The organism is Bacillus cereus group sp. BfR-BA-01523, from assembly GCF_022662615.1.
In the GTDB taxonomy this organism is placed as follows: Bacteria; Bacillota; Bacilli; order Bacillales; family Bacillaceae_G; genus Bacillus_A; species Bacillus_A mycoides.
The window spans coordinates 62268-89261 of the sequence record NZ_JAKUDX010000005.1; the positions used below are offsets into that span (position 1 = coordinate 62268).

The window sequence follows — 26994 nt, forward strand, 5'->3', positions numbered from 1 at the left end:
TCTGAATGATCCCCAATTACTTTCAAAGTAGTTGGGGGTATTTCAATTTTGTTAGATGAGGTGAATAAATGAATAAGAAAAATATATTTGTGTTTATTATCTTTATAGTATTTGTGATTTCGATTGTAGTTGGTAATTCATATTGGAATAAGAAGGTTATGAGCGCCACGAAACAAACTGAGGCAGTAAAGACAGAGGTAGTGAAAAAAGAAAAAGAGGAAAAACTTAATCTTAATGAGAATTACATAAAAAATCTACCTGAAGCAATAAAAGAAAGGTTAAAGAAAGCAGCAAGTGGAGGAGAACCAGTACATCTTGTTATTATTGGTGATCAAGCATCTTTCTCTGAAAAGGACGCTTGGCCGGAAAAATTAAAGTCTAATTTAGAAGAGGCATATGGAAAAAAATTGTGGAAAGTCACAGTTAAGGAATATAAAGATGAAAGTTCAGAAGAATTAGTGGTAAAAAATCGAGATAAAGAAATTATAGCATTAAAGCCGGATGTGATTTTATTTCAAGCTCCATTTATTACAGATAACAACAAGATAGGTAATGGAAACTCTGTAGAAAATACGCAGAAATTTATACGATCGATTAGTAATAGTATGAAAGATGTTACTGTTATGATTCAACCGCCAAATCCGGTTTATAATGCAAAGAACTATCCGAAGGCTGTTGAAGCATTGAAACAATTTACAATACAAAATGATTATACATATATCAATCATTGGGAAGCGTGGCCTAATTCGAACACTAAGGATATTTTATCGTATCTACAAGATGAATTCGGTTTTCCAAATGCTAAAGGTCAAGAAGTGTGGGCGCAGTATATTGTTAATTATTTTATTGCAAAAGAATAATTAATAAGGAGTCGATTTGGATGTAACTACACAAATCGACTTTTATTTGTATATATTAGAAACAGGTAGGAGATTATAGTATGCTAAAGAATAAGTTGGCAAAGAATGCATTCTCTTTATTACTATTAAAGGGGTTCGAGTATTTACTACCGTTACTTACGGTTCCTTATTTAGTAAGAATTTTAGGGAATGAGAAGTTTGGAGAGATGTCATATGCAATTGCAATTTCATACTTCTTTGTAATGGTTACAAATTATGGGTTTGATTTGACGGCTACTAGACAGATTTCAATTCATAAGGAAGATATGGAAAAAGTTAAGAGTATATTTTCCTCCGTGTTAACTGTAAAGATACTACTGATGTTAATTAGTTTTGGATTATTATTTACAGCATTAAGCGTGATCCCTCAGTTGCAAGGAAATAATGTAGTATACTATATAGCCTTTTTTAATGTTATTGGAAATGCATTGTTCCCGATTTGGCTATTTCAAGGTATTGAGAAAATGGAGTATATTACGGGTATTAATATGTTTGCGAAAATTAGTACCACTTTACTTATTTTTATAATTGTAAAAGAGCCCGGTGACTATGTACTTGCTACATTGTTACAATCAATTCCATTCGTAATTTGTGCTGTTGTTAGTTTTATAATTATTTCACGTAAATTAACTATTGCTTATGTATTTCCCGATGTAGAAGAAATTGTTTATTGTTTTAAAGATGGTTGGAATGTTTTTACTAGTGCTTTCATGAGCTTTATTTTAACATCTGGTGGTATTTTAATATTGGGCGTATTTGCTAATAAAGAGGTTGTTGGAATTTATTCAGCGATAGAAAAATTAGCAAAAGCAATTATTAATTTATTTACACCAATTACACAAGCTTTATTCCCATACATTAGCGAGAAATTTGGAGTGAGCTATAATAGTGGAAAACAAGCAGTTTTTAAATTTGGTAAATGGATTATTATATTAGCCGCATTTATTTCTATGGTTATGATGATTGGAGCAAAATGGATTTTATTAATTTTTTATGGTGATAACTATGTGCAATATAATCTTGTAGTACAATTATTTGCCATTTGGTTACTTACAAGTATTTTTAATAATATCATTGGAATTCAATATTTAGTGGCCTCAGGGAAATCTAATTTATATAGTAAAAGTTTCTTGTTTTCTACAATCATCACTCTTACACTATTTCTTGTATTAACGCCGAATATGCATATGTATGGGATCCTAATTGGAATCAATGTTGGTGAGTTGATACTAACAGTAGTCATGCTGTTTTATGCAATAAAAAATGATAGGATATTTAATACTAATCACTTAAGTCATAGTAAAGAATAAGTAGGAAAAATAATTTTTATTATGTTTCAAAAAAGGATTACTTCATAGATTGTGAGGTAATCCTTTTTGATGAATTAGATAGTTAGGGATCATAAATAACTGCAGATAGCTGAATAATTAGTTAAACTTCGGTAATAGTATTATTAATAAGCTGAATGGCATTATTAGTAGTTTCAATATGAATTGCTTTTTTAGCGGTAATTATATTATTAGAAATTGTTAATGTCTTATTCGATTTAATATGATCGAGAGCTATGAAAACTCCAATATTGTCAGCATTAATATGATTTTTACTTAGTACAATATTCTCGGTGCTTTGCATTAGTATTACATGGGCAGTAGTTTTGGATAAAGTATTCGCAGATATCTTTGTATTCTTTACCATATTGTTAATCCAAATAGAGTTATTATGAGGGTTAATATTATTAACATTTTGTATTGAATTTTTTTCAATTAATATATTTTCCCCCCGTTCAATTGCTATAGCGTTACAAGGATTATTTCCTAAATTAGTGTTGATTTTATTATTCTTTATGGTGATTTTCTTTGGAGGTGGACTTGAAAGATCCTTGAGATGGAGTACACCAATTCCATATCCATCTGTAAAATTATTGATGATATTATCAGTAATTGTTATTTCGGAAGGTCCATTTTCAATACCAATTCCTCCACTTTTGGTGTCAGATACTGTATTGTTTTTAAAAACAATATCTTGAGCACCAGTACTATTCGCAACAAGTGCCACATCATCTAGTTTGATAGAGGTATTATTTGTTGCTTCACTATGTTTTCCTTGAAAAAAAACAGCTCCCCCACCAGAATTTGTAACTGTATTTCCTAGAGCCTTTCCGTAATGTGAATTCCCAATGAAACCGAAAGCTGTATTAAGGTTTTCTCCCCCACCATTTAAACTAGTAACACTACAGTTTTCGATAGTAACATGAGAGGTGTTTTCAAACCAAGTAACAAAATTATTTATTGGATCTTTTAATAAATTTGATTTGTTTCCATCAAAATTAAGTTTATTAATCGTAATGTTATCTATAGAATTTGCATAAAAAAAGCCTTGCCCCATCTTATTTGATTTAAATTGTGGGCTAAGTTTCAATGTGGCATTTTCACCAATGATTGTTATTGGTCTTGTAATCACAATTGGTGCTGAAATAATATAGGTTCCTTTTGGAAAGCGAACAGTTGCATTATCAGTATTTATCGTGTCAAAAAGGGTTTGGATAGCCTGAGTGTTATCAGTATTACCATCACCAATAATATCGTACTTCTGGATGTTGTACGTTTTTGAATGTTTTAAGTTTAAAGAAAATATAGCTAGTATTATTAATATGAGTGGTATAAAAAAACGGTAGCGCAATTATATAATCCTCGTTTCTAAAAGTTTATTTAATAATAAAATTAAGTATAGCGCAAAAATAATTGATGTGGGGTGATAATGTACTAAAGTTAATATATTGTATAACAAGATGTACATTTATAGAGATAAATTTAATGTTTTATTATAACTTATATTCATGAAGTTTGGGCGCAATATGTAACGGATTATTTTGTGGCTAAATAAAACCCATAAGAAGGAAATCATTTGTTTTAATAGAAGATAAATGATTTTCTTTTTTTATTAAGATTTAATAATATTGGAGGTATATTTATGGTAATACTTGTAACAGGTGGAGCAGGATATATTGGTAGTCATACATGTGTAGAATTACTGAATAGCGGTTATGAAATTATTGTAGTAGATAATCTATCAAACAGTTCAGTAGAGTCTATCAATCGGGTGAAAGAAATAACAGGAAAACAATTTAAATTTTATCAAGAAGACGTTTTAAATCGCGAAGCACTTGATATGATTTTTGAAGAAAATACAATTGAAGCTGTCATTCATTTCGCAGGCTTTAAGGCTGTAGGAGAATCAGTGGCAATCCCATTAACATATTATCATAACAACATTACAAGCACATTAGTGTTATGTGATGTAATGCAGAAGCATAATGTGAAGAAGATGATCTTCAGTTCGTCTGCAACGGTATATGGTATTCCAGAAACATCACCAATTGCGGAGGAGTTTCCGTTAAGTGCAACAAATCCATACGGTCAAACGAAATTAATGATTGAACAAATTATGCGTGATGTAGCATTTGCGGATGCAGAATGGAGTATCGTATTACTTCGTTATTTCAATCCATTTGGTGCACATGAAAGTGGGCGTATTGGAGAAGATCCAAATGGAATTCCAAATAACTTAATGCCGTATGTAACACAAGTAACGGTAGGCAAGCTAAAGGAATTAAGCGTATTTGGAAATGACTACTCAACTAAAGATGGAACAGGCGTCCGTGATTATATTCATGTTGTAGACTTAGCAAATGGTCACGTAAAAGCACTTGAGAAAGTACTTAACACAACGGGGAGTAGATGCTTATAATCTGGGCACAGGTACGGGTTACAGTGTGTTAGAGATGGTTGAAGCATTTGAAAAAGTTCCAGGCAAGAAAGTTCCTTATAAAATTATGGAGCGTCGTCCTGGTGATGTGGCCGTATGTTTTGCTGATGCATCGAAAGCAAAGCGTGAATTAGGATGGGAAGCCGCCCATGGATTAGAAGAAATGTGTACAGATTCTTGGAGATGGCAGTCTGAGAATAAGAATGGGTATCAAAAAGTTATTAACTAGAAGATTCGTTAAATGGTGCTGAATTTTTAATCAAGTTATCAATATCGTTTGGCTTCAAAATTCAGTTACATGTATAATGTATTTTGACATTATAATAATTTGATAGCAGCGCCTGAAGAAGAAAGGTTAAAACTATGAAAAAAGAAAATCCTATTATGGACACTAGGAATTATAGGAGTAATGATTATAGGCGGTGGAGTATTTTGACGCTGGTAAAAATGCCAAGTGAAGATATAGAGAGCGAGAATAGTTTAGTAGTTGACCTCGAAAAATTAAATAAACGTAAAAGATATTGGATAGTTAAACGTTGTCTAGATTGTATTGGGGCCTTATAATGAATATATACGTTTTTATTAATAAACAGGTTATGTTGGTGCAATAATATTATTAGGAACTTTTATTTTTACCTTTTGGCTTATTTATAGAGAGCTTGATAAAAAAATACGTCTGTACTACATCTCCTTTGTTATAGGGACATTAATTTATTCTTTCTCAGATAATACGTTTTCAACAGTACAGTACACTGTACCGTTCTGTTGGTATTTAAGTGTAATGTATTCAGCGTCTATAAAGCGCCCGGTATCTAACAAGAACAATTAGTAATTTTTATATAGCATATCATTTTGGAGGGAAATACAATGAAATTATTTCTGGTAGGGCCAGACTTTTATGATTATAATACTTCTTTAGCATCAGCTTTTTCTAATAATAAATTTCAAACAAAGGTTATGTCCTATCAAGATCGTAACAAGAATGTGAAAGAGACATTAGAAAATAGGATATTTCCTAAAATTGGAATATATAAATATCAACAGGATAATTTACAACGTTTTAATGATGAATTTGTTGAAGAAGTATTAAAATATAGACCAACAGTATTAGTTGTTATAAAAGGAGATTGCATTTTAAAAGACTCACTCCTAAAAATTAAGAGGGCTATTCCAGAAATAAAATGTGTTTTATGGATGATGGACTCATTATCAAGATTTCCTAAAGCATTAGAATCGCTGGAAATATATTACAAAGTAGTGTATTTTGAAGAAGATGACAAGAAGTACTTTGAGGATGTTACTAAGGGGATATATATACCGATGGGGTATAACTCAAATATTTACCAACAAAGCGAAGAAGATAAGGATATAGACATATGTTTTGCAGGATATGGATATCCAAAAAGGAAAGAAATACTAAATGAACTCGCTAAGCAACTGTGTGATGAAAATTTAAAAATCATTATCATTGGTGAATATGGAAATAAAAGAAGGCCATTGACACATATGTGTCAAAAGATCAAGTATAGATATTTATATAAGGTTTTAAAAAATCATACTGTTACGCCTGAGGAGTTAAATAGACTTTATAATAGAAGTAAAATCTGTCTTAATATAAATTTTGAAGGTCATCATGGGATAAATCCTAGAACTTTTGAAATTGCAGCAACAAATTCTTTCCAGTTAACTGATTTTAATAAAGGAGTAACTAGTTTTTATGATATACAAGAGGATATCATTGTATTTGAAGAAGTTAACGATTTAGTAAAAAAAGTACGATATTATTTAAAAAATGAGAAAGAAAGAAAACGTATTGCGAATAATGCATATGAAAAAACTGTAAATAAACAATCCATGGAAAATAGGGTGGAAGAATTTCTAAAACAGATGAATAACAGAGGCTGAAAATGAAAGAGAATTTTATAGGTGATATTAAGGTTACAATGACGGATGAAGTACATGTATTGAGTTATTTGGGTGAGAGAAAATAAAAGCAAAGGTATTTTTTTAAAATGCACATTGTTTTAATGTTGCTCAGAGGGATTCTAAGTATAAAGAAAATTTAAATAGTTCGGATTTAGTTCTAAATGATGGAATAGGAATAGACATAGCTGCAAAATTATTCGGTTTTCAATTTCCTCAAAATATGATCAAAAAGGATTCTTAAATAATTTAAGAATCCTTTTATGCTTTACAATATACATTTAGGCAGGGGAATTTTCTACATGCTTTTGTACTACAGGCGGCAAAAAACATATTCTTAGGTGATTTTCATGGCTATTTTATTTTGATTATAATGCAATTTTATATTTTGCATGCGGTATTCTTTAAATTTTTCAGGCGTGCAAGTGTAAGGAAAGTGCTATTAATTGCGTTTATTTTAAATGTAAGCTATTTGGCTATCTTTAATTTCATTCCAGTTCCTGATAATGCTATAGGAGAATATATTTGGTTACGGTTTTCATGGTTGCCTTTTGTTGGATGGCTATTTTATTTTTAGTGTTACTGTTATTAGTGGCTACGTTGTCTACCTCTTACAGAGGAGCACTTTACATTATTCCGTTGATGATTTTACCAATATATATACATGGTTTTAATTATTTTTCTGGATTTGGACCACAGCTTACAAGAAAGACCACATATTCACTATATCCATTAGTTGTTTCAATTACTATAAATTTAATCTTGAATCTATTATTTGTTAATAAACTTGGATTAATAGGAGTAATATTATTTAGTAATACGGGGATATTAATTTTATTAATTTGTAATACATTAATTTCAAATAAATTGATGACAAGGAATATCAAGATTAACTATGATTTGTTTAAGATTTTAGCAAATAATGTGATAGCTGTATATTTTTTTATAACGCATAATTTTCTTGCTTCTGCTTGTAGTATGATTTTATTAGTAGTTGTAGATTTATTTTTTAATCGGAAGGATTTGCAGGAGTATTTAGAAATGGGAAGTACGGTAATAAAAAATAAACTCAAGCAAAAATAAAACTAATAAGATATAAGCTTAGAGGTGAAAAATAGGTGAAAATAAACTTTAAGTAACTCAAATATAGCCGAAAGGCCTTTGAATATAGTAATGTTTATATTTGAAAGTATAATTTTTTTATGGAGGTAAGATGAATAATGAAAGGTATTATTTTAGCAGGAGGTAGTGGAACACGCTTATATCCACTAACACAAGCCGTATCGAAACAATTATTACCCGTATATGATAAGCCGATGATTTTTTATCCATTATCGGTATTAATGCTTGCTGGGATTCGAGAAATTTTAATTATTTCTACACCACAGGATACCCCTCGTTTTAAGGAGTTATTAGGAGATGGTTCACAGCTTGGAATAAACCTCGAATATGCTGTACAGCCTTCACCAGATGGCTTAGCTCAGGCATTTATTATTGGAGAAGAGTTTATTGGTGATGATTCTGTAGCTCTTGTTCTTGGTGATAATTTATTCTATGGGCATGGTTTAACAAAATTATTACAAAGTGCTGTAGAACGTCAAGAAGGGGCAACTGTTTTTGGATACTATGTAAATGATCCAGAGCGTTTTGGGGTAGTGGAATTCGATGAAGATGGGAAAGCTATTTCTATTGAAGAGAAACCTCAAGAGCCAAAATCGCATTATGCTGTAACAGGTTTATATTTCTATGACAATCGGGTTGTGGAAATTGCAAAGAATATTAAGCCATCACCTCGTGGAGAATTGGAAATTACTGATATAAATAAGGTTTATTTACAATTACAAGAGTTGCACGTTGAAATTCTTGGACGTGGTTTTTCTTGGTTAGACTCTGGTACGCACGAATCGTTATTAGAGGCATCTCAATTTATTGAAACAATTGAAAAACGTCAAAGTTTAAAGGTAGCTTGTTTAGAGGAAATAGCATTTAGTAAAGGCTATATTACACGTGAGCAGCTATGTGAATTAGCAGAACCAATGAAAAAAAATCAATACGGTCAATATTTGATTAGATTGGCAGAACAAAGTAAACAAAAACAACCAATGTATCAATAAAGGAGTAAGTATAATGAAGATTGTTGAAACAAAGATTTCTGATGTAGTTATTTTAGAGCCTAAAGTATTTGGTGATCATCGCGGCTATTTTATGGAAAGTTATAATAAAGAGATTTTTGATAAGCTTGGTTTAGATTATGAGTTTATTCAAGATAATCAATCTTTATCTGTACCGGCTGGAACGTTACGGGGATTACATTTTCAGTTGAACCCTAAAGCGCAGACAAAGATAGTACGTTGTATTACAGGTGCTATTTATGATGTAGCTGTGGATATTCGTAAAGGCTCACCTACATATGGTCAATGGGTTGGTGTTATTTTAAGTGAACACAATAAGCGCCAATTAGTCGTGCCAAAAGGATTTGCACACGGATTTTGTACATTAGTACCAAATTCGACTGTGGCGTATAAAGTAGATGAATACTATTCGCCTGATCATGATGCAGGTATTCTATGGAATGATCCAGCATTAGGAATTGATTGGCCTATAAGTGAACCGATTCTTTCGGAAAAGGATACTAAACATCCATTATTAGAAGAAGCAAATATTAATTTTGTGTACGAGAAATAAGGAGGAATAACATGAAGGTATTAGTAACAGGTGGCGCAGGGTTTATTGGAAGTAATTTTGTACGATATATGGTGAAGAAGTATCCTAAATATAATATTGTAAATTTAGATGCGTTAACATACGCAGGTAATTTAGAAAATCTAAAAGATATTGAGGAATTATCTAATTATAAATTTATCAAAGGTGATATAGCAGATCGCCAGTTTATTAATCAATTATTTAAAGAAGAAAACTTTGATTATATATTAAATTTTGCGGCAGAGTCGCATGTGGACAGAAGTATTACAAATCCTGACATTTTTATTCAAACAAATATTCAAGGTACACAAGTATTACTAGATGCTGCTAAAAATGCAGAAGTAAAAAAATACTTGCAAGTTTCAACGGATGAGGTATACGGAACTTTAGGTGAAACTGGTTACTTTACGGAAGAGACACCTTTGGCATCGAATAGTCCATATAGTTCAAGTAAAGCTGGTGCAGATCTATTAGTTCGTGCCTATCATGAAACGTTTGGATTGCCTGTAAATATTACGCGTTGTTCAAATAATTACGGACCTTTCCATTTCCCAGAGAAGTTGATTCCTCTAATGATTATTAATGCGTTGAATGATAAGCAATTACCTGTATACGGAGATGGTTTAAATGTACGTGATTGGCTACATGTGGAAGACCATTGTCAGGCAATTGATTTAGTACTTCATAAAGGTAAAAATGGTGAAGTATACAATGTTGGCGGAAACAATGAACGTACAAATATTGAAATTGTAAAAACAATCTTAAAAGCATTGGATAAACCAGAATCTCTAATTAAGTATGTTACAGATCGTCCAGGTCACGATCGACGTTACGCAATTGATGCGACAAAACTTCGTGAAGAGTTAGGTTGGTCGCCAAAGTATAACTTTGATACAGGTATTGAGCAAACTATTAAATGGTATTTAGAAAATCAAGATTGGTGGAAAAACATTATTTCTGGAGAATATCAAGAATACTTCAAGAATCAATATGCGAATAGATTAGAGGTATAACATATGAAAGTATTAGTAACGGGAGCTAAAGGCCAGTTAGGACAAGATGTATTATGTTTACTAGAAAACCAACCATGGGAAGTTTATGGGTTTGGTAGAGAAGAGCTAGATATTACAAATGAAGAACAAGTACGTGAAAAAGTACTATCTATAAAGCCTGATATTATTATTCATACAGCAGCATACACACAAGTAGATCAAGCTGAGAGTGATGAAGAAACTGCTTTCAAGGTTAATGCTGAAGGAACAAAATATTTAGCACAAGCTGCTGAAGCAGTGGAAGCAAAGTTTTGTTATGTAAGTACTGATTACGTTTTTGATGGAACGACAAATAAACCATATAAAGCGGATGATCAAACAAACCCTCAAACTGTATATGGTAGATCAAAATTAGTTGGGGAACAGTATACACAAGAGTATTGTTCAAAAAGTTATATTGTTAGAACTTCTTGGGTATTTGGTTTATACGGTAATAATTTTGTGAAGACGATGTTACGTTTGGCGGAGGAGAAGAAAGAATTAGGGGTTGTTCATGATCAAGTAGGTTCACCAACATATACAACTGATTTAGCGAGCTTTATTATTAATCTTGTACAAACTGATAAGTACGGGGTATATCATGGTTCTAACTCAGGAGTTTGTTCATGGTATGAGTTTGCAAAAGAGATATTCGAGCAATCTAATATTGAAATAGTGGTCAACCCACTAACAACAGAAGACTTTCCAAGGCCTGCTGCACGCCCTAAGTATTCGGTGCTGGATAAAGGAATGATTGAAGAATCTGGGTTTGAACCATTCCAAGATTGGAAAAAAGCTTTAAAAGATTTTCTCAAGAAGGTGTAAGATAGTGGCAGGATTAGTGGTTACAAATGATTTGTAAATCCGTATAGATTTATGTGGAATAATAGCTATTAAATATAAGATTACTGAATTTGTCATTTGAAAGAAGGAAAAGATTCTATTTTGGATCCTAGGTATCATTGGTGTTCTCGTTATTGCTGGTGGTGTATATGCATATACTGTTTACTCTAATGTATCTAATACGTTAAATACAGTGCATAAGCCTTTAGATCGTGATAAGTCTGACAAACGAGATAAGAAAGTAGAGATTTCGGATAATAAACCTATATCTATTTTACTGATGGGTGTAGATCAAGAAGATAATGGAACAGGTAGATCAGATTCACTTATGTTATTTACTTTAAATCCAAAAACAAAATCTATGAAAATTACGAGTATCTCACGAGACTCTTATACGGAGATTGTAGGAAAAGGTAAAAAAGATAAAATCAACCATGCCTATGCATTTGGCGGTGTTGATGTAAATAACGATTTGGAATTTACATCAAGGGATCAACATTTTGCTAAAGGTAATATCCATTTAAATGATGAAACAGCATTAAAATATACTCGTATGCGTTACGAAGACCCACGCGGTGATTTCGGTAGTCAAATGCGTCAACGCCAAGTTATTCAAGCTGTAATTAAAAAAGGTGCGAATGTATCTTCTCTAGCAAACTACGGTGATGTATTAAAAGCAATTGAGAAAAACGTAAAAACAAGTTTAACTCAGGAGCAAATGTTCGATATTCAAAAGAACTATAAAGATTGCATGGAGAATACTGAAGAAATCCAAATCCCAGGTGACGGACACAAAGCCGCTGATGGTATTTGGTGCTATTATGTTCCAGATGCAGCAAAGCAAGACTTAACGAATAAGTTAAGAGCACATCTTGAAGTGACTAAGTAATATGTAATAACCCAACTCCTTTGGAAGGAGTTGGGTTTATTTTTGCATGGATTTAAATTAGTATTATATGTTGTGAGATTAATAGATGCGGTGAATCGATGAATAAGAAAGCAGTACTTGTCCTTGTTATTTTTGTATTGTTTGTTGCTTCAATTGTGAGCGGTAAATTGTACTGGAATAAGAAAGTTGCGAATGCGACAGGACAGACGAGTGAAGTAACGAAAACAACGGCTGGAGCGAAAGATAGCGGAGCAAAGAAAGAAGAGAAAAAACAAGAAGCGAAGTCATCTTTTAATGAAGCATATGCGAAGAATTTACCAGATGCAGTGAAAGAGAAGTTAAAGAAAGCTGCTGCGGATAAAAAGGCTGTGAATCTTGTTATTGTTGGTGATGAAGCTTCATCATCTGAAAAAGATGCTTGGGCAGCTAAGTTAACAGTTAATTTAGAGACGGCTTACGGTAAAGGTTTATGGAATGTGACAGTAAAGGAATATAAGGGTGAGAGCACAGAAGAGTTAATCGCAAATAAGCGTGATAAAGAGATTGCGAAAGAAAACCCAGATGTGATTTTATTTGAGCCACCATTTATTACTGATAATAGTAAAACTGGTAATGGAAATTCTGTTGTGAATACACAGAAGTTTGTACAGGCACTGTCTACTAGTGCAAAAGGCGCTACAATTATGATTCAACCACCAAACCCAGTGTATGGTGCGAAGAATTATCCGAAATCGATTGAAGCGTTAAAACAATTTGCGACGCAAAATGGTTATACATATGTTGATCATTGGGGAGAATGGCCTGATGCAACAACGAAGGCTATTTTACCGTATTTACAAGAAGAATTTGGTTTCCCAAGTGCTAAAGGACATGAGGTTTGGGCACAATATGTAACGGATTATTTTGTGGCTAAGTAATGAAAGGTACACAAAAGGTATACGAGTAATCGTATACCTTTTATAATAAGAAAGTAAGAAATCCTAATATGTGTAGGAGGAAGACAATGAATTCAATCTTAATCTGCGGCGGAGCGGGCTATATCGGTTCTCACGCTGTGAAAAAATTAGTAGACGAAGGTTTATCGGTAGTAGTAGTAGATAACTTACAAACTGGTCATGAAGATGCAATTACGGAAGGTGCAAAATTTTATAATGGTGACCTTCGTGATAAAGCATTTTTAAGAGATGTTTTTAAGCAAGAAAATATCGAGGCGGTTATGCATTTTGCAGCTGATTCTTTAGTTGGAGTTAGTATGGAGAAGCCTCTTCAATATTATAATAATAATGTGTATGGTGCACTTTGCTTGCTAGAAGTAATGGATGAGTTTAAAGTAGATAAGTTTATTTTCTCTTCTACTGCGGCGACTTATGGTGAAGTAGATGTAGATCTTATTACTGAGGAAACAACGACAAATCCGACGAATACATATGGAGAGACGAAGCTAGCAATCGAAAAGATGCTTCATTGGTATAGCCAATCTTCAAATTTACGATATAAGATTTTCAGATACTTTAATGTGGCTGGTGCAACTCCAAGTGGTGTTATTGGGGAAGATCACCGTCCAGAGACACATTTAATTCCTCTTGTTTTACAAGTGGCGTTAGGTCAACGTGAGAAGATTATGATGTTTGGTGATGATTATAATACACCAGATGGTACTTGTATCCGTGATTATATTCATGTTGAGGATTTAGTGGCGGCTCATTTCTTAGGGCTGCAGGATCTGCAAAATGGTGGAGAAAGTGATTTCTATAACTTAGGAAATGGTAATGGTTTCAGTGTGAAAGAAATCGTTGATGCAGTTCGTGAAGTTACGAATCATGAGATTCCTGCGGAGATAGCGCCACGAAGAGCAGGAGATCCGGCGCGCTTAGTAGCTTCTTCTCAAAAGGCGAAAGAGAAGTTAGGATGGAATCCTGAGTATGTAAATGTGAAGACAATTATTGAGCATGCGTGGGATTGGCATCAGAAGAAACCTAATGGTTATGAGAAATAAGTTTAATAAATGAGAGAGGGTACTGTCGTTCAACATATGTTCGACAATACCCTCTCTTTTTTTGTATGATTTTTGCTATACTAAACTGTACTATAATACAGGATGGAAGGAGGAGAATGATGAAAATACTTGTAGTAGATGATGAATCGAGTATTCGTAATTTGATTCGGATGCAGTTAGAGATGGAAGGGTATGAAGTATTGACGGCGGCTGATGGGAGAGAAGCTTTAGAGAGATGGAATGAGCAGCCGGATGTACTTATTTTAGATGTGATGCTTCCTGATACGGATGGGTATGAGTTATTACGTTTATTCAGAGAGAAGGATCGTGATATTCCGGTGCTTATGCTGACAGCGAAGAGTCAGATGAATGATAAGTTACTTGGTCTTCAGCTTGGAGCAGATGATTATGTGACGAAGCCTTTTAATTATGCGGAGCTTATTCTTCGGGTGAAGAATATGGCGCGGCGCGTGACGAAGAAGGAGGTTCCTTTAAATCATGAGGTGATTGGGGCCGGTGATTTACTTATTTGTCCAAAGGAACGAAAGCTTCATGTGAGTGGGCAGGAGATTCAGTTAACGTACCGAGAGTTTAATTTATGTCAGTTGTTTGTTTCGAATCCGCAGCGTGTATTCATGAGAGATGAATTGCTTGAGAAGGTATGGGGGTTTGAGTATATTGGAAATACGAGAGCGGTTGATATTATGGTGCAAAGGCTTCGAAAGAAACTAGGTACGAGCGGGGAGTATATTAAGACAATTTATGGTGTGGGGTATAAGCTTGATTGCTAAAAGGTGATGATATGTCTTTAAAACGAAATATGGTGTTTGGAATAGTTGGGTTGTTGATTCCAATTCTTGTTCTTTTGTATGCGGTTGTTTATATTGCACTGGAGAAGAATGTGTATCATAATGCGGCAGATTCCTTAGAAAAGTTAAGTGTGGAAGCGCAAATTTATACGATGAATTATTTAGAGAAGGAAGCAGAGGTAGAGACGCTAGGTCCTAATTCACTTTTAATTGCTTCGTATTTAGCGAAGCGAATGGATGTCCGTGTGCAGATGATTGGGAAGAATGGAGATGTTGTTGCAGATACACAAAAAGGGGCATTACTTCATAGGAATATTGACATTGGGAGTTCTTTGAAGGGAAAGAAATCTTATGTTTTCGAGGAGGGAGATCCAGCTCCAATTCTTTTGTTTTCAAGTCCGGTTTATTATGGAAACGATGTCATTGGTAGTATTCGTTTTATAAATGAGTTAGCGGATGAGAAGGAAGTTTTAACAAATGTGAGTTGGACGTTTTTAATGACGTCTCTTTGTTTAGTAGCTGCTGGTATTTTCTTTGCGATTCGTTTGGCGAAGTCTCTTCATAAGCCAATTGATCAGTTAAGGCAAATGGCATATCGGCTTGCGAATGGAGATTATGAAAGTAAGATTGAGCTGAATGAGTATGTGGAAATTGCGCAGCTTTCAGCGTCCTTTAATGCGATGGCTGATGGGATTGAGCTGCATATTAAGCAGCTGAAGGAAGAGAAAGAGAAACAGAAAGATTTCTTGGACCGGATTACACATGAGCTGAAAACACCGCTAACAGCGATTATCGGGTATGTAGATTTAATTCCGAAGTTGCAGTCGAAGGAGGATGTGCAGGAGAGCCTCCGTTATGTGTCTGTAGAAAGTGAGCGTCTATTATCACTTGTAGAGGAATTACTTAAGTCTTCAAAGTACGGGAAGAGTACGTTTGAAGTGTCACCTACAGTCGTGAATATTAAAGAATTGGCAGAAGAAGCGGTTTCGATTGTGAAACTTAGGTTGCAGCAGTTTGAAATTGAAGTTATGAATGAGTTAACAGAAGTGCACGTCGTTGCGGATTTTGATAAGACGAAGCAAATTTTCTTGAATGTGCTTGATAATGCGATTAAATATAGTGATGCTACGCAAGTTCGTATGAATGTAATTATAAATGAGCAGGAAGCGAAAGTTTTTGTTCATGATGATGGTATTGGTATGGATGAAGGTGTGCTTGCAGAATGGAATGAGTCTCCGGAAGGTAAGGTGCTTCCTTCAAGTTACGGGAATGGCTATGGCTTATACATTTGTCAGGAGATTATGAAGAAGCAAGGCGGAAGTATGCGAATTGGGAGTAGTGAAGAAATGGGAACTACAATATGCATTACATTTTTACTTCCGAGACGGATGGAAGACATAAAAAACTTGAAAGCGGTTAAATGATACATTTATGAAACAATTATGCGGTATTTTCGAAACAACGTTTTTTTATCTTGGAGGTAGGCAGAAATGAAAAGGCTATCATTTCAAATTCTTATGTTTGTCTTTTGTATGATCGTTTCTCTTATTTTGTTTTATGTTATTGAGAAGCAAATATATAATCGAATCACAATTGTGGATGACAAACAAGCCGTTTTACAAAGAGTGAATGAATCCCTTCCTACTGAAGTGAAAGTAAGGCATGAGAAGTGGGGAGAAATTGTTGTAACGGATGAAGTTCGTTTGCATACGATTGTTTCATTCTTTGACCGAATTCGAATAGAACCGAGAGAAGCGAGGAATCAAGAACAAGTATTTACTGGAGAAGTAACGTACTTGAATGGACATAAACGTACTTTTGCAGTAGGTGACTTGTTCCAGTACGAGGCTAATGTATACGGAAAGAATGGCACGGATCCGATGATCTCAGCATTTCAAACGTATTTGTTAAGCCTGTATTATACACCAGAGCGCATTAGTAATTTCTTTGCGGAGGCAAAGGAAGTTGTAGTGAGGCAAGGGGATGTAATACGTACTATAGATCTTACGCAAATATTTGATTCTATTCGATACGCAAAGCAAATTACAGATTACGGAGAAATTCAGAAATTATTACAATCACAGAATGAGCCGATTGCTTATATTACTGCCTATAAAACAGGCAAACGTGTAAAGAATGAGCGGGAGGATATTCTAACTATTTCTGTGTATCCATCGTACTTTGTTGTGCAATATCTCGGTGATAATAACGGGAATGTCATGTATATGAAGGGCTCCCTAGCAGAATTCCTTGTAAAGGAGAGTGTGTCATGAGAAAGATAGCCTTTTTCTTCTTTTTGCTAGTAATCGGAGGAGCGATGTCTAGTTGCTCTCGAGATACAACCTCTATTAAATATAATAAAAGTGGTCTCCCTATTTTGGATGATCGTCATCTCGTTGCGTATGTAGCAGCACGCGAGGAAGTTGGTGAAGCTTTGCTTTCGTCATTTTGTAAACAACGCGGGTGTACATATGAATTTATTCGTCTATCGACAGAAGAACTTCTTCGGAGAGTAGAAGAGGAAGCTGGAAATCCGAAGGCGGATATTATTATTGGCGGTACAGTAGATGCGCATCAAATGATGAAGCAAAAGAACCTTTCTATTCCTGTTACGACCCAGCATGCGAATCGTATTTCAAAGACTGTTAAAGATAAAGATGGTTATTGGTACGGTTATGAAGTGGAGAAACTGGCAATCGCGATTAATAAAGAGCGGTGGAATGAAGAAATAGCGCCGCTCGGTCTTCCCTATCCATCAAGGTGGCAAGATTTATTAGATCCGGTATATACGGGTAAGATTGCAATGCCTGATCCAAACGTTTCCGGCACAGCATATACTTTGTTTCAATCACTTATTGATACTTTAGGTGAAGAAGAAGCGAAAGAGTATGTTAAGAATCTTGCAAGGCAAGTTGGTGAAGTAACGGTGAATGGTTATATGCCCGCAGAACTGGTTGCGAGCGGTGAATATATGATAGGCATCAATTTTGCGGGAGATCAGAGAATGCTTCAGAAACAAGGCTTTCCTATTGTAAGTAATGAACCTGAGCAAACAGGCTTATCTGTTAATGCGATTTCGAAACTGAAGCGTGCACCGAGTGGTTTTATAGCGGACTTATTTATTGATTATTGTTTATCAGAAGAAGCGGGGCACATTTTAGAAAAAGTTTCGTTTGGCGTACCAACGATGTTTGCGAAGAATCAGAAAGAGATAGAAGGTCAGCCAGTTAGAAGGACGAACAAAAATATATCAAATAGTGGAATAATCGAGATATGGAATAGACAGCGTCTCTCTCAGCAGTGAGAAAAGGAGACGAAAGAATATGTTTAAATGGCTTAAGCCAGCACCTGCAATTGAGAGGTTGCCGGCAGATATGATTGACAGGGTATACAAATTATTACGTATTCGTGTGCTAATGGGAATTTCAGTTGGGTATGCTGCTTATTATTTAGTGCGCAGTAACTTTACGTTATCAAGTACGTATTTAGTACAAGAATATGGTTTTAGTACAGCTGAAATTGGATTGCTAGGTTCAGTAATGGCAATTGTTTATGGATTTAGTAAGTTCTTTATGGGGAATTTATCCGATAAAGCTTTCGCCCAGCGCTTTATCGCAGTCGGATTATTCTTATCAGGGCTTGTAAATATTTGCTTCGGTTTTGCATCTTCATTTGGGATGATTGTTACATTACTTGTCTTAAATGGTATTGTACAAGGTATGGGAGCACCACCTTGTAGTATCGTTATGACGAAATGGTTCTCGAAGAAAGAACGTGGTACGAAAACAGGTATTTGGAATATTTCACATAACGTTGGTGGAATGCTAGTGCCGCCCCTTGTCGGAATTGGTGTAGGTATTTTCGGTGAAAATCATTGGCAGGGCGGGGTATTTATTTTCCCAGCGATTATCGCAATGGTAATTGCAGTTCTTGTTTGGATTAATGCGAAGGATACACCAGAATCTGAAGGTCTTCCTCCAATTGATGAGTATCGTAATGACTATGAAAATCTTGAAAAAGCAGATAATGCTAATAAGATGTCACCAAAAGAAATTTTGATGAAATATGTAGTGACAAATAAGTTCGTTTGGTATTTATGTATTGCAAATGCATTTGTTTACTTAATTCGTTTCGGTGTTATTAACTGGGTTCCGCTTTATTTAACGACAGTTAAAGGTTTTTCAAAAGCAGAAGCGCATGCTGCATACGCGATTTTTGAAGGTATGGCAATTCCAAGTTCATTAATCGTTGGTCTTTTAAGTGATAAGTTATTTAAAGGAAAACGTATGCCATTATGTATTATGAGTATGGCCGGAGTTGTTGTTGGTACGGTTGTATATTGGCAAGCATCTAGCGTACTTGTTGTAAGTATTGCAGTTTCTATTATCGGTTGTTTAATTTACGTACCACAGTTTTTAATCGGTTTAAGTGCGATGGAATTAGTACCGAAATTTGCAGTAGGTACAACAGTTGGTATGTGTGGTCTGTTCGGTTATGTAGGCGGAAGTCTTGTAGCAAACGCAGCAATTGGTGTTATTGTTGATCGTTCTGGCTGGGATGGCTGTTTCATCTTACTATTAGCAGGCGGTATTTTATCAACAGTATTCTTATTTATCGTTCAACGTGGACATGAGAGAAAAGGTCCTAAAGTGGCGTAATAGTTTATTCAGAAAAGCGATCCAATCATTATTTTGGATCGCTTTTTTAATAATCGAAAGGACGACCATATGTAAAATTAAAGTTTTATGTGTAAATCGCTTATATATTAAATAGTACTTTCAGTTACTGAGGGGCTAGTTACTTAATATAATTTTTTTAGATTTAATAAAGCAATTACATACATGGATAGACCGAAAAAAGCCCCAGCACAGCCCCAAAGTACAACATCAAATAAAGAGACAGAGAGTTCTTCTGAACCTAAATAAGGAAGGATATAAGTCATAAATACAAACATTTGGAATCCCCAAAGTGCACCTGCTTTTAAGCCAGCTTTTTTTAATGTCTTTTTATGTTTTAAATACTCTTCTTCTGTTGCACACTCAGTATCATTTAGGCCCTTTTTTTTCAATTTAAAGATTAAATAATTAGCATAAATCATATTAATAAGAAAAATAAATATAGTACCTATAGATATTGTATGGTTCATAGTATCGACGAGTAACATAATAAGCATTACCAACATATTTAACCACCATAAACCAATTCCAGCTATAGCTAATTCTTTATTGATTTCTTGTTTTTGATACTCATCTCTTTCACTAATTGTTCCAATAAAATTATTATAAACTTTTTCTTTCCATTCAATTTTCATCATTTAATCTCCCTCCCAAAATAGGCTGTTTAAATCTGTTTTTAACGCTTTTGCTAATTCGATACATAAAGCTAAAGAAGGATTATATTTATTGTTTTCAATTAAGTTTATTGTCTGTCTAGCCACATTAACTTTTTTAGCTAATTCTAGCTGAGACAGGCCTTCAGATTTTCGATAGTTTTTAACGTTATTCAAATATAAACCTCCTATTAATAGTTGTAGGCTTCGTGTACCGAAGTGTCACATATATATGACACTCTACACTTGGATAAATAAAATGTCAAATATATATGACAAAAATGAGGGCGATACAATTGGGGAATTTAGTTTAATAATTCAAATTAGTAGGAAGTTCTTTAGTAAAGGAGGGAGCATGAAATTGATGTTGTGTAAGATGAAAATGTATCATCTAAATACAAAAAAACTAATTTAAATTGGATTTTTCTTTTCCTTAAAACTATCTTAAAAGATAGAATGTCATATTTCTAATCATTGGTATTTTTGTTACAATATAAATGATTGTGTAAAACTTTGTAAAATGAGTGTAACGATGTAAGTGGGGATGAAATTTTCCGAAAGTTTTATACAATTAAATATCTATTAAACTATTAAGATATAAAAGGAGAGAGAATATGTTACCAAATACGGTTCGTACTCCAAACAAGAAGAAGAAATGGATTATCATCGGAGTTATTGCACTAATTGTTATTGTAGCAGCAGTTAATATTTTTGTTATGCAAGGTAAGAAGAAAGGTACGGCGAAGACAGATGCTGTAAGCTTTGAGAAAGTGACAGAGCGTAAGCTTAATAATACGAAATTAATTTCTGGTCAAGTGAAGCCAGGAAATATTGAAAGTTTCTATGCGGATCCGACTAAAGGAAAAGTGAAAGATATTGCAGTGAAAGAAGGACAAGAGGTAGAAAAAGGAACGAAACTATTCTCTTATGATAATGAAGAAATTAATCTTCAAATGAAGCAAGCTGATCTTGATCAGAAGATGGCTGATATGCGTTACGATCAAGGGAAAAAGAAGATTGATTCATTGAAGAAAGAAATTAAGAAGGTAAAAGATGGCGGGGCTGGGAAAGAAGTAACAGACCCAATGGAAGAGCAAGTAAGTGAGTTAGAAATGGCTCAGAAAACAACTGACCTTGAGAAAGAAAAAGGGAAGTTACAAAAAGAAGAGTTAAGTAAAAAACAGAAAGAACTTACGATTTATAGTAATTTTACTGGTGTTGTACAGAAGTTAGATAAGGATGCAGCGCAAAGTTCATCTCAGGCATTAGGTGGTCAAGGGAAAGCATTTTTACAAGTTGCTTCTAAAGACCCGTTCCAAGTTCAAGGGACTTTAACAGAGCTTCAAAAGTCACAAATTCAAAAAGATCAAACGTTCACTGTAACTGCGAAAGCAAATAATAAGAAGAAGTGGACAGGTAAGATTACGGAAGTAAGTGAATTCCCAACGAGTGCAGAGATGGCTCAAGCTGCTGGTGAGGGAACTCAAAATATGTCTCAATATACATATAAAGCAAGTCTTGATAGCCAAGATGGTTTATCTCCAGGTTATCACGTTTCTCTGCAAGTAAATTTAGAGAATAAGACGATGATTGCTGTTCCAAGTAAGAGCATTGTAGAAAAAGGCGAAGATGCATTTGTTTATATCGAAGACAAAGGAAAACTTCGTAAGCAAAATGTGAAAAAAGGTGCGAATGATGGAGATTGGACAGAGGTTGTTGAAGGCGTAACAGTGGGGCAAAAGGTGGTTAAAAATCCTTCCGACAACGTGTATGACGGAATGGAAGTGAAAGAGAAATGATTACGTTAAATAATATTGCTAAAACATATTATCAAGGAAAATTGGCAGTGCCGATTTTACATGGTATTAGTTTAACAATTCAAAGCGGTGAGTTCGTTTCTATTATGGGACCGTCTGGTTCTGGTAAATCAACGCTTATGAATATTATCGGTTGTTTAGATCGTCCAACAGAGGGCGAATATATGTTGAATGATGTGAATATCTTAACAGCAGACGAGTCAAAACTAGCTTTAATTCGTAATGAATATATCGGCTTTGTGTTCCAGCACTTTAATTTGCTGCCGCGTCTTTCCGCAGTGGAAAACGTTGAACTTCCGCTCATCTATGGTGGGGTGAAGAAAGCAGAGCGTCGTCAGAGAGCCCTTGAAGCGCTTGGAAAAGTTGGATTATCAGATAGAGTCCATCATTTACCTAGTGAGTTATCAGGTGGACAGAAGCAACGTGTAGCGATTGCGAGATCGATTGCAAATAATCCAACGTTTATTATGGCCGATGAGCCGACAGGTGCACTTGATACGAAGTCTGGTGCACAAGTTATGGATATTTTCACGAAGCTCAATGCAGAAGGTACGACGATTGTTATGGTTACGCATGAAGAAGAGGTAGCAGCGTATTCTTCCCGCCGCATTGTACTGCGAGATGGGAAAGTTACAGAAGATAGAAGGTGTGCAGTATGAGTTTACTAGATAGTATGAAAATTGCCTTATCGTCTATTTTAGCTCATAAACTACGCTCAGCTTTGACGATGCTAGGGATTATTATCGGTGTAGGCTCTATTATTACCGTCGTTGCGATTGGGCAAGGCGGGGAAGCTGCACTGAAATCCCAATTTGTTGGATCAGGTAATCAAACGGTACCGATTCATTATAGTGCCGATATGAATGATCCTTTTGGTATGGCGATGGTAGAAGCACCGAAGATAACTGAAGAAGATATTTTTGAAATTAAAAAAATTCCAGATATCGCACATGTTGTAACAACAAATTCAAGTATGGAACCAATTGATATTGAAGATAAAATAGAAATGGTGAATATTACTGGATTAGACAGTGAGTACTTTGCAGTAAATAAAGTAAAGTTGTTAAAGGGACGTTCTTTACAAGAATCAGATGTGGATCAAGGTAATAATGTTGTCATGATTAGTAAACAAATGGAAGAAAAGGTGTTTAAGGATGCCAATCCAGTCGGTAAAATTATTGAAATGAAAGGTCAACCGATGCAAATTATTGGTGTCTACAAATCAGATAACGAGTTTATGGGAATGGGACCATCAGAAGCACTAGTTCCAATTTCATTATGGCCGACACTGTATGGAAAAGATGAAATTCAAAATATTTCTGTTCAAGCGAAAAATGTAGATAATTTAGAAAAAGCAGGTAAAAAAGCTGCAGATGTCTTAAATAGTCGTAAACCGACTGATGCAACTGGTAAATACGAGGTTATGAATTTAAAAGAACTTCAAGAAGGTATTTCAAAAATGACTAATATTATGACGATGATCATCGGCGGTATCGCTGGTATTTCATTAGTCGTTGGTGGTATTGGTGTAATGAACATCATGCTCGTATCTGTAACGGAGCGTACGCGTGAAATCGGAGTGCGTAAAGCGCTTGGAGCAACACGTAGTAAAATTTTATTACAGTTTTTAATTGAAGCAGTTATGCTAACGCTTCTAGGTGGTTTAATCGGAATTGGTCTTGGGTATGGCGGGGCATATATCGTTTCCACATTTGCGAAGTGGCCACCGCTCGTTTCATGGGAAGTTGTCGTTGGGGGCGTATTGTTCTCTATGACACTAGGTATTATCTTCGGATTAATTCCAGCAAACAAAGCTGCGAAGTTAGATCCGATCGAAGCACTTCGTTATGAGTAATTTACTAGTGTATTAGAGAGAAAACTCTCTAATGCACATTACCGTTCTAGTGGGCGGTTCGTAGCCTCTAAATGAGGATGTGAACCGCCCGTTAGAACGGGTTATATAAATAGAAGGAGGCGTTATAATGGAAGCGAATTTGAATACGCAAAAGGTTGAAGGAGAGAAGCCATCATTATTTGGAATGATTACTTCTCCTGGTTTACAGTTTGAGAGAATGAAGACGAACAGCCCGGTCTGGGGAGGATTTTTCTTATTTCTTTTAATGGGGACAATCTTATCAGCAGCGGTAGCTTATTTAGGATTACTTAATACTCCGGAGCTGGCGAAGTTGGTTAAGGATGATACGACGGGGATAATGAAATGGACTACACTTGGATTTGGGGCTTTTGGAGGTCTAGTTGGAACAGCTGTTGGTCTTTTTGTGGTAGCAGGATTTTATAAAGTTATTATGATGTTTATGAGCAATGATACTCCATATATGAAGATATTATCTATTTATATATATGCCAATGTTGTCTTTTATGTTGGTAGTCTTCTCAATGTAGCTTTAGGATATATTCTTGGTGGAAATGGCGCTGATAAATATACAAGTTTAGGGCCTTTATTTGAACAAGGAACAATTGCATATGGCATTGGTTCTGCATTTGAAGTCTTTAACATTTGGAGCCTAATTTTAACTGGCTTAGGCTTGCATATCGTTGCTGGTTTAAGTAAAAAACAAGCAATAATTTTAATTTCTATATTCTTTATCCTTACAATTGGCTTTAGTATGTTAGGCGGTATGTTCTCTGATTTTGGCGCATAACATGTTGTTTTGAAAAGGTGACTCTTCCGAGAGTCACCTTTTTTATTTTTCCCCCTATTTCAAATACCCCTATTAGAATTTCAAATACTGCCTAGTGTAATTTCAAATTACGGCAGCAGTATTTGAAATTACCCACAATGAAATTTCCTTTCTCATTTTATATTGTAGAGGTACCGCGGAATACTGAAGAGGTATACCTTTTAGAAACGGGCACTGTGTGAAGCCAGCGACTTTTGCAGATACGGTTGTTTTGTATGAAGGTATGATTGTAAATCAAATAAAGAGGTTAAATATTTACCAGGAGTATGAAGAGTATTATCAATGTGGTTTAATTGGTCTTTGGCATGCGTATGAAAGGTATGAGGAGGAGAAAGGGAGTTTTCCTGCTTATGCGGTTGTAACAGTACGTGGTTATATATTGGAGAGGTTGAAGAAAGAATGCGTAGTGCAAGAGCGCTATGTATGCACGGACGAGTATGAGGAACGATTTGAGTGTGAAGATGCTGGAACGAGGGCGAAGGACTTTATGAGTGTGTTAGATGAGAGGGAGAGGCATATCATTTCAGAGCGATTTTTTACAGGGAAAAATATGGGAGAGATAGCTTCTGAAATGGGGATGACGTACTATCAAGTGAGATGGGTATATCGACAAGCACTTGAGAAAATGAGAGATAGTGTAAGGGGATAAGAATAATAAGTAGAATGGAAGGCAAAGCAAAGGAAATATTGCGTTCCATTCTATTTACTTTAAGGTAGTAAATGTGGCAAGAGGTTTTTTAAGGTAATGAATCTTTCATGTTCATTCGGGATAATACATGTCCAGATTTGAAAAATTGTTGCTGTAACTTATGAGAACCTATTTGTATTGTTATGGTAGTTCCGTTAAAAAAATGAATGTTAGCTTTGTTAGTTTTTTTGGAAAACTCTATCTCATCTATATGGTTATAGAACAACCAAATGCAGCTTGGAGAAGAAGGAGATTCTGTTGGGAAAACGCAAATATATTCTTTGTGATTAATCGGAATTGGAACATTTTGTTTGAGCTTAAAGTTTATTTGGACTGCATGACGTCTACCTTGATAAGTAGAATGAACATGTGTTAGACAAGATTTCTTTATGAGTTGGATAGCTGTTTGGCAAGAGTACAGAGGGTTTCCGCTACTGTCGATAATTTTTGTCCGGTAATAAGGGTGTTTGCAAGGTTCGAGCATCATTGTAGAACTAGAAATAAAAATATCATTCTCATTATCCATGATTCTAAAATCCTCCCTTATAAAAATTATTATTCCGAATATAATTATATACGAATTATGTAAAATAATTATTAATCTTTTGTTTCGTATTGTAAATTTTTACGGTTCGTTTACAATCAATAGATGATAGTCTTTCTAATTTGCATCGCTTGTACATATATATGAAAATAGAAAAGAGTAGGCGGTGATATAGCATGAAGAAAAAGTATATTATTATGGCTCTAGCTGTTGTTCTCTTAGTTTATTTAGCAAACAGTAATCCGGGTAAGGGAGAATATACGGATTGGGCAGCAAAACAATTTATGAAGCGTAATGATGTGAGTAAGAAGCTAGAAGAGGTTGAGAAAGAAAACAAAGAGGGTATACTTGGCGACTTAGCATCGGCGGGAAAAAAATTGGCAAATAAGTATGTTGAACCACAAGTTGGATTATTAATTGAGCATTATACAAAGCGAAATGATTATATTTTCTTCTCAACATATACGACAGAGTTTGATTTAGGCGGAGAGAATTATAAGTATGTTTGTGTTGGTTTTTCAAACATCTTTATTCCAATTGAAATGCCGAAGAAAAAAGACGAATCTGCAAAATAATGCAGATTCGTCTTTTTGATTTACGGAGTAATCTGAACTTCAGATACGTTTTTTTCTATGAGGCGAGCCCCTTTTTTACGAGTATTTTCACTAATTGATGAAAATACAGATGAAGAAAGAATGGTATCCATTACTTGATTTACGACTAGTTCATTTACTGGTGTGATGGGATTTTCGATAGAAAAGGCAACTGTTTTTCCATCTTCTTTCACGAAAATTAACTCTAGTACTTGCATGTTTTATTCTCTCCTTTTAATTATAGATTAGAAAGATCTGACGTGCTTACAAGTTGTACAGCGTGAAGTGATGATTGTTGTAGTGAAGCAAGAGCACGTGCTACTTCATGTACTTTTCCTAAATCTGCATTTGTTTTCACACGTTTGAATTGTTTGTTCTTAAAAACTGTTTTACCGTTTTTGTCTAATCCTCCGTTTAATACAAGGCGTAAAGTTAAATCCATTACGATTGTTTCAACTGCCAT

At 34.7% G+C, this 26994-nt stretch carries 28 protein-coding genes and 1 pseudogene; 23 read left to right on the top strand and 6 right to left on the bottom strand.

Annotation, left to right across the window (positions count from 1 at the left end; translation table 11 throughout):
* Positions 1-68 precede the first annotated feature (68 nt).
* Both MR066_RS15015 and MR066_RS15020 read left to right on the top strand, forming a co-directional pair.
* On the top strand, positions 69-860 hold the full coding sequence (locus MR066_RS15015) for an SGNH/GDSL hydrolase family protein (RefSeq protein WP_242247595.1): 792 nt from the start codon (positions 69-71) through the stop codon (positions 858-860).
* Positions 861-940: 80 nt separating this feature from the next.
* Positions 941-2209, top strand: coding sequence for a flippase (locus tag MR066_RS15020; RefSeq protein ID WP_242247597.1), 1269 nt, complete (start codon positions 941-943; stop codon positions 2207-2209).
* A gap of 121 nt (positions 2210-2330) precedes the next feature.
* On the opposite strand, the gene MR066_RS15025 is transcribed toward MR066_RS15020, so the two are convergent.
* Positions 2331-3578, bottom strand: a complete 1248-nt coding sequence (locus MR066_RS15025; RefSeq protein ID WP_242247598.1) for a glycosyl hydrolase family 28-related protein — start codon at positions 3576-3578, stop codon at positions 2331-2333.
* 291 nt (positions 3579-3869) lie between these two features.
* On the opposite strand from MR066_RS15025, the pseudogene galE (MR066_RS15030) reads away from it, so the two are divergent.
* From galE (MR066_RS15030) to pgtP, 15 genes and pseudogenes are all read left to right on the top strand, one after another.
* Positions 3870-4893 (top strand): annotated as a pseudogene (gene galE / locus MR066_RS15030) (UDP-glucose 4-epimerase GalE).
* Between the two features lie 638 nt (positions 4894-5531).
* Positions 5532-6569, top strand: coding sequence for a CgeB family protein (locus MR066_RS15035; protein ID WP_113770777.1), 1038 nt, complete (start codon positions 5532-5534; stop codon positions 6567-6569).
* 543 nt (positions 6570-7112) lie between these two features.
* Positions 7113-7670, top strand: coding sequence for a hypothetical protein (locus MR066_RS15040; RefSeq protein WP_215571298.1), 558 nt, complete (start codon positions 7113-7115; stop codon positions 7668-7670).
* Between the two features lie 137 nt (positions 7671-7807).
* On the top strand, positions 7808-8701 hold the full coding sequence (gene rfbA / locus MR066_RS15045; RefSeq protein ID WP_113770775.1) for a glucose-1-phosphate thymidylyltransferase RfbA: 894 nt from the start codon (positions 7808-7810) through the stop codon (positions 8699-8701).
* Between the two features lie 13 nt (positions 8702-8714).
* On the top strand, positions 8715-9272 hold the full coding sequence (gene rfbC / locus MR066_RS15050; RefSeq protein ID WP_078179492.1) for a dTDP-4-dehydrorhamnose 3,5-epimerase: 558 nt from the start codon (positions 8715-8717) through the stop codon (positions 9270-9272).
* 11 nt (positions 9273-9283) lie between these two features.
* A complete protein-coding gene (rfbB, locus tag MR066_RS15055; RefSeq protein WP_078179491.1) occupies positions 9284-10303 on the top strand; it encodes a dTDP-glucose 4,6-dehydratase in 1020 nt (339 codons plus the stop codon).
* Between the two features lie 3 nt (positions 10304-10306).
* The gene (gene rfbD / locus MR066_RS15060) at positions 10307-11146 is read left to right on the top strand and encodes a dTDP-4-dehydrorhamnose reductase (protein ID WP_078179490.1); all 840 of its coding nucleotides are present in this window, start codon (positions 10307-10309) and stop codon (positions 11144-11146) included.
* Between the two features lie 112 nt (positions 11147-11258).
* A complete protein-coding gene (locus MR066_RS15065; RefSeq protein WP_242247785.1) occupies positions 11259-12053 on the top strand; it encodes an LCP family glycopolymer transferase in 795 nt (264 codons plus the stop codon).
* 98 nt (positions 12054-12151) lie between these two features.
* The gene (locus MR066_RS15070) at positions 12152-12970 is read left to right on the top strand and encodes an SGNH/GDSL hydrolase family protein (RefSeq protein ID WP_242247599.1); all 819 of its coding nucleotides are present in this window, start codon (positions 12152-12154) and stop codon (positions 12968-12970) included.
* Positions 12971-13056: 86 nt separating this feature from the next.
* Positions 13057-14049 (top strand): UDP-glucose 4-epimerase GalE, encoded by a 993-nt coding sequence (gene galE / locus MR066_RS15075; protein WP_242247602.1) that lies wholly within the window; start codon positions 13057-13059, stop codon positions 14047-14049.
* A 119-nt stretch (positions 14050-14168) separates the two neighbouring features.
* A complete protein-coding gene (locus MR066_RS15080) occupies positions 14169-14840 on the top strand; it encodes a response regulator transcription factor (RefSeq protein WP_242247603.1) in 672 nt (223 codons plus the stop codon).
* Positions 14841-14851: 11 nt separating this feature from the next.
* Positions 14852-16282 (top strand): HAMP domain-containing sensor histidine kinase, encoded by a 1431-nt coding sequence (locus MR066_RS15085; RefSeq protein ID WP_242247787.1) that lies wholly within the window; start codon positions 14852-14854, stop codon positions 16280-16282.
* Positions 16283-16348: 66 nt separating this feature from the next.
* Positions 16349-17131 (top strand): DUF3919 family protein, encoded by a 783-nt coding sequence (locus MR066_RS15090; RefSeq protein ID WP_002089688.1) that lies wholly within the window; start codon positions 16349-16351, stop codon positions 17129-17131.
* On the top strand, positions 17128-18162 hold the full coding sequence (locus tag MR066_RS15095) for an ABC transporter substrate-binding protein (RefSeq protein ID WP_002143816.1): 1035 nt from the start codon (positions 17128-17130) through the stop codon (positions 18160-18162). Before MR066_RS15090 ends, MR066_RS15095 begins: the two co-directional genes overlap by 4 nt.
* A 19-nt stretch (positions 18163-18181) precedes the next feature.
* Entirely contained in the window at positions 18182-19516 is a 1335-nt protein-coding gene (gene pgtP / locus MR066_RS15100; protein ID WP_002184617.1) for an MFS transporter, read from the top strand.
* Positions 19517-19659: 143 nt separating this feature from the next.
* On the opposite strand, the gene MR066_RS15105 is transcribed toward pgtP, so the two are convergent.
* Entirely contained in the window at positions 19660-20172 is a 513-nt protein-coding gene (locus tag MR066_RS15105; protein ID WP_242247604.1) for a DUF3278 domain-containing protein, read from the bottom strand.
* Positions 20173-20364, bottom strand: coding sequence for a helix-turn-helix transcriptional regulator (locus MR066_RS15110; RefSeq protein WP_002089683.1), 192 nt, complete (start codon positions 20362-20364; stop codon positions 20173-20175).
* A 437-nt stretch (positions 20365-20801) separates the two neighbouring features.
* Here MR066_RS15110 and MR066_RS15115 point away from each other — a divergent pair, with 437 nt between their 5' ends.
* The 5 genes from MR066_RS15115 to MR066_RS15135 all read left to right on the top strand — a co-directional run bounded on the left by MR066_RS15115 (position 20802) and on the right by MR066_RS15135 (position 25355).
* Entirely contained in the window at positions 20802-21986 is a 1185-nt protein-coding gene (locus MR066_RS15115) for an efflux RND transporter periplasmic adaptor subunit (RefSeq protein WP_242247605.1), read from the top strand.
* Positions 21983-22663: an ABC transporter ATP-binding protein gene (locus MR066_RS15120; RefSeq protein ID WP_002130002.1), complete on the top strand. Its 681-nt coding sequence runs from the start codon at positions 21983-21985 to the stop codon at positions 22661-22663. Before MR066_RS15115 ends, MR066_RS15120 begins: the two co-directional genes overlap by 4 nt.
* Complete coding sequence (locus MR066_RS15125) at positions 22660-23859, top strand: ABC transporter permease (RefSeq protein WP_061688704.1); 1200 nt, start codon at positions 22660-22662, stop codon at positions 23857-23859. Before MR066_RS15120 ends, MR066_RS15125 begins: the two co-directional genes overlap by 4 nt.
* Before the next feature lie 127 nt (positions 23860-23986).
* The gene (gene yknW, locus MR066_RS15130; protein WP_242247606.1) at positions 23987-24667 is read left to right on the top strand and encodes a YknW family membrane protein; all 681 of its coding nucleotides are present in this window, start codon (positions 23987-23989) and stop codon (positions 24665-24667) included.
* A 217-nt stretch (positions 24668-24884) separates the two neighbouring features.
* Entirely contained in the window at positions 24885-25355 is a 471-nt protein-coding gene (locus tag MR066_RS15135; RefSeq protein ID WP_085312824.1) for a sigma-70 family RNA polymerase sigma factor, read from the top strand.
* An 88-nt stretch (positions 25356-25443) separates the two neighbouring features.
* On the opposite strand, the gene MR066_RS15140 is transcribed toward MR066_RS15135, so the two are convergent.
* Complete coding sequence (locus MR066_RS15140) at positions 25444-25920, bottom strand: competence protein ComK (protein WP_044439437.1); 477 nt, start codon at positions 25918-25920, stop codon at positions 25444-25446.
* 194 nt (positions 25921-26114) lie between these two features.
* Here MR066_RS15140 and MR066_RS15145 point away from each other — a divergent pair, with 194 nt between their 5' ends.
* Positions 26115-26513, top strand: coding sequence for a DUF4359 domain-containing protein (locus tag MR066_RS15145; protein WP_002034805.1), 399 nt, complete (start codon positions 26115-26117; stop codon positions 26511-26513).
* Between the two features lie 20 nt (positions 26514-26533).
* On the opposite strand, the gene MR066_RS15150 is transcribed toward MR066_RS15145, so the two are convergent.
* Positions 26534-26749 (bottom strand): DUF2922 domain-containing protein, encoded by a 216-nt coding sequence (locus tag MR066_RS15150; protein WP_002034804.1) that lies wholly within the window; start codon positions 26747-26749, stop codon positions 26534-26536.
* A gap of 20 nt (positions 26750-26769) precedes the next feature.
* Entirely contained in the window at positions 26770-26994 is a 225-nt protein-coding gene (locus MR066_RS15155; RefSeq protein ID WP_002016256.1) for a DUF1659 domain-containing protein, read from the bottom strand.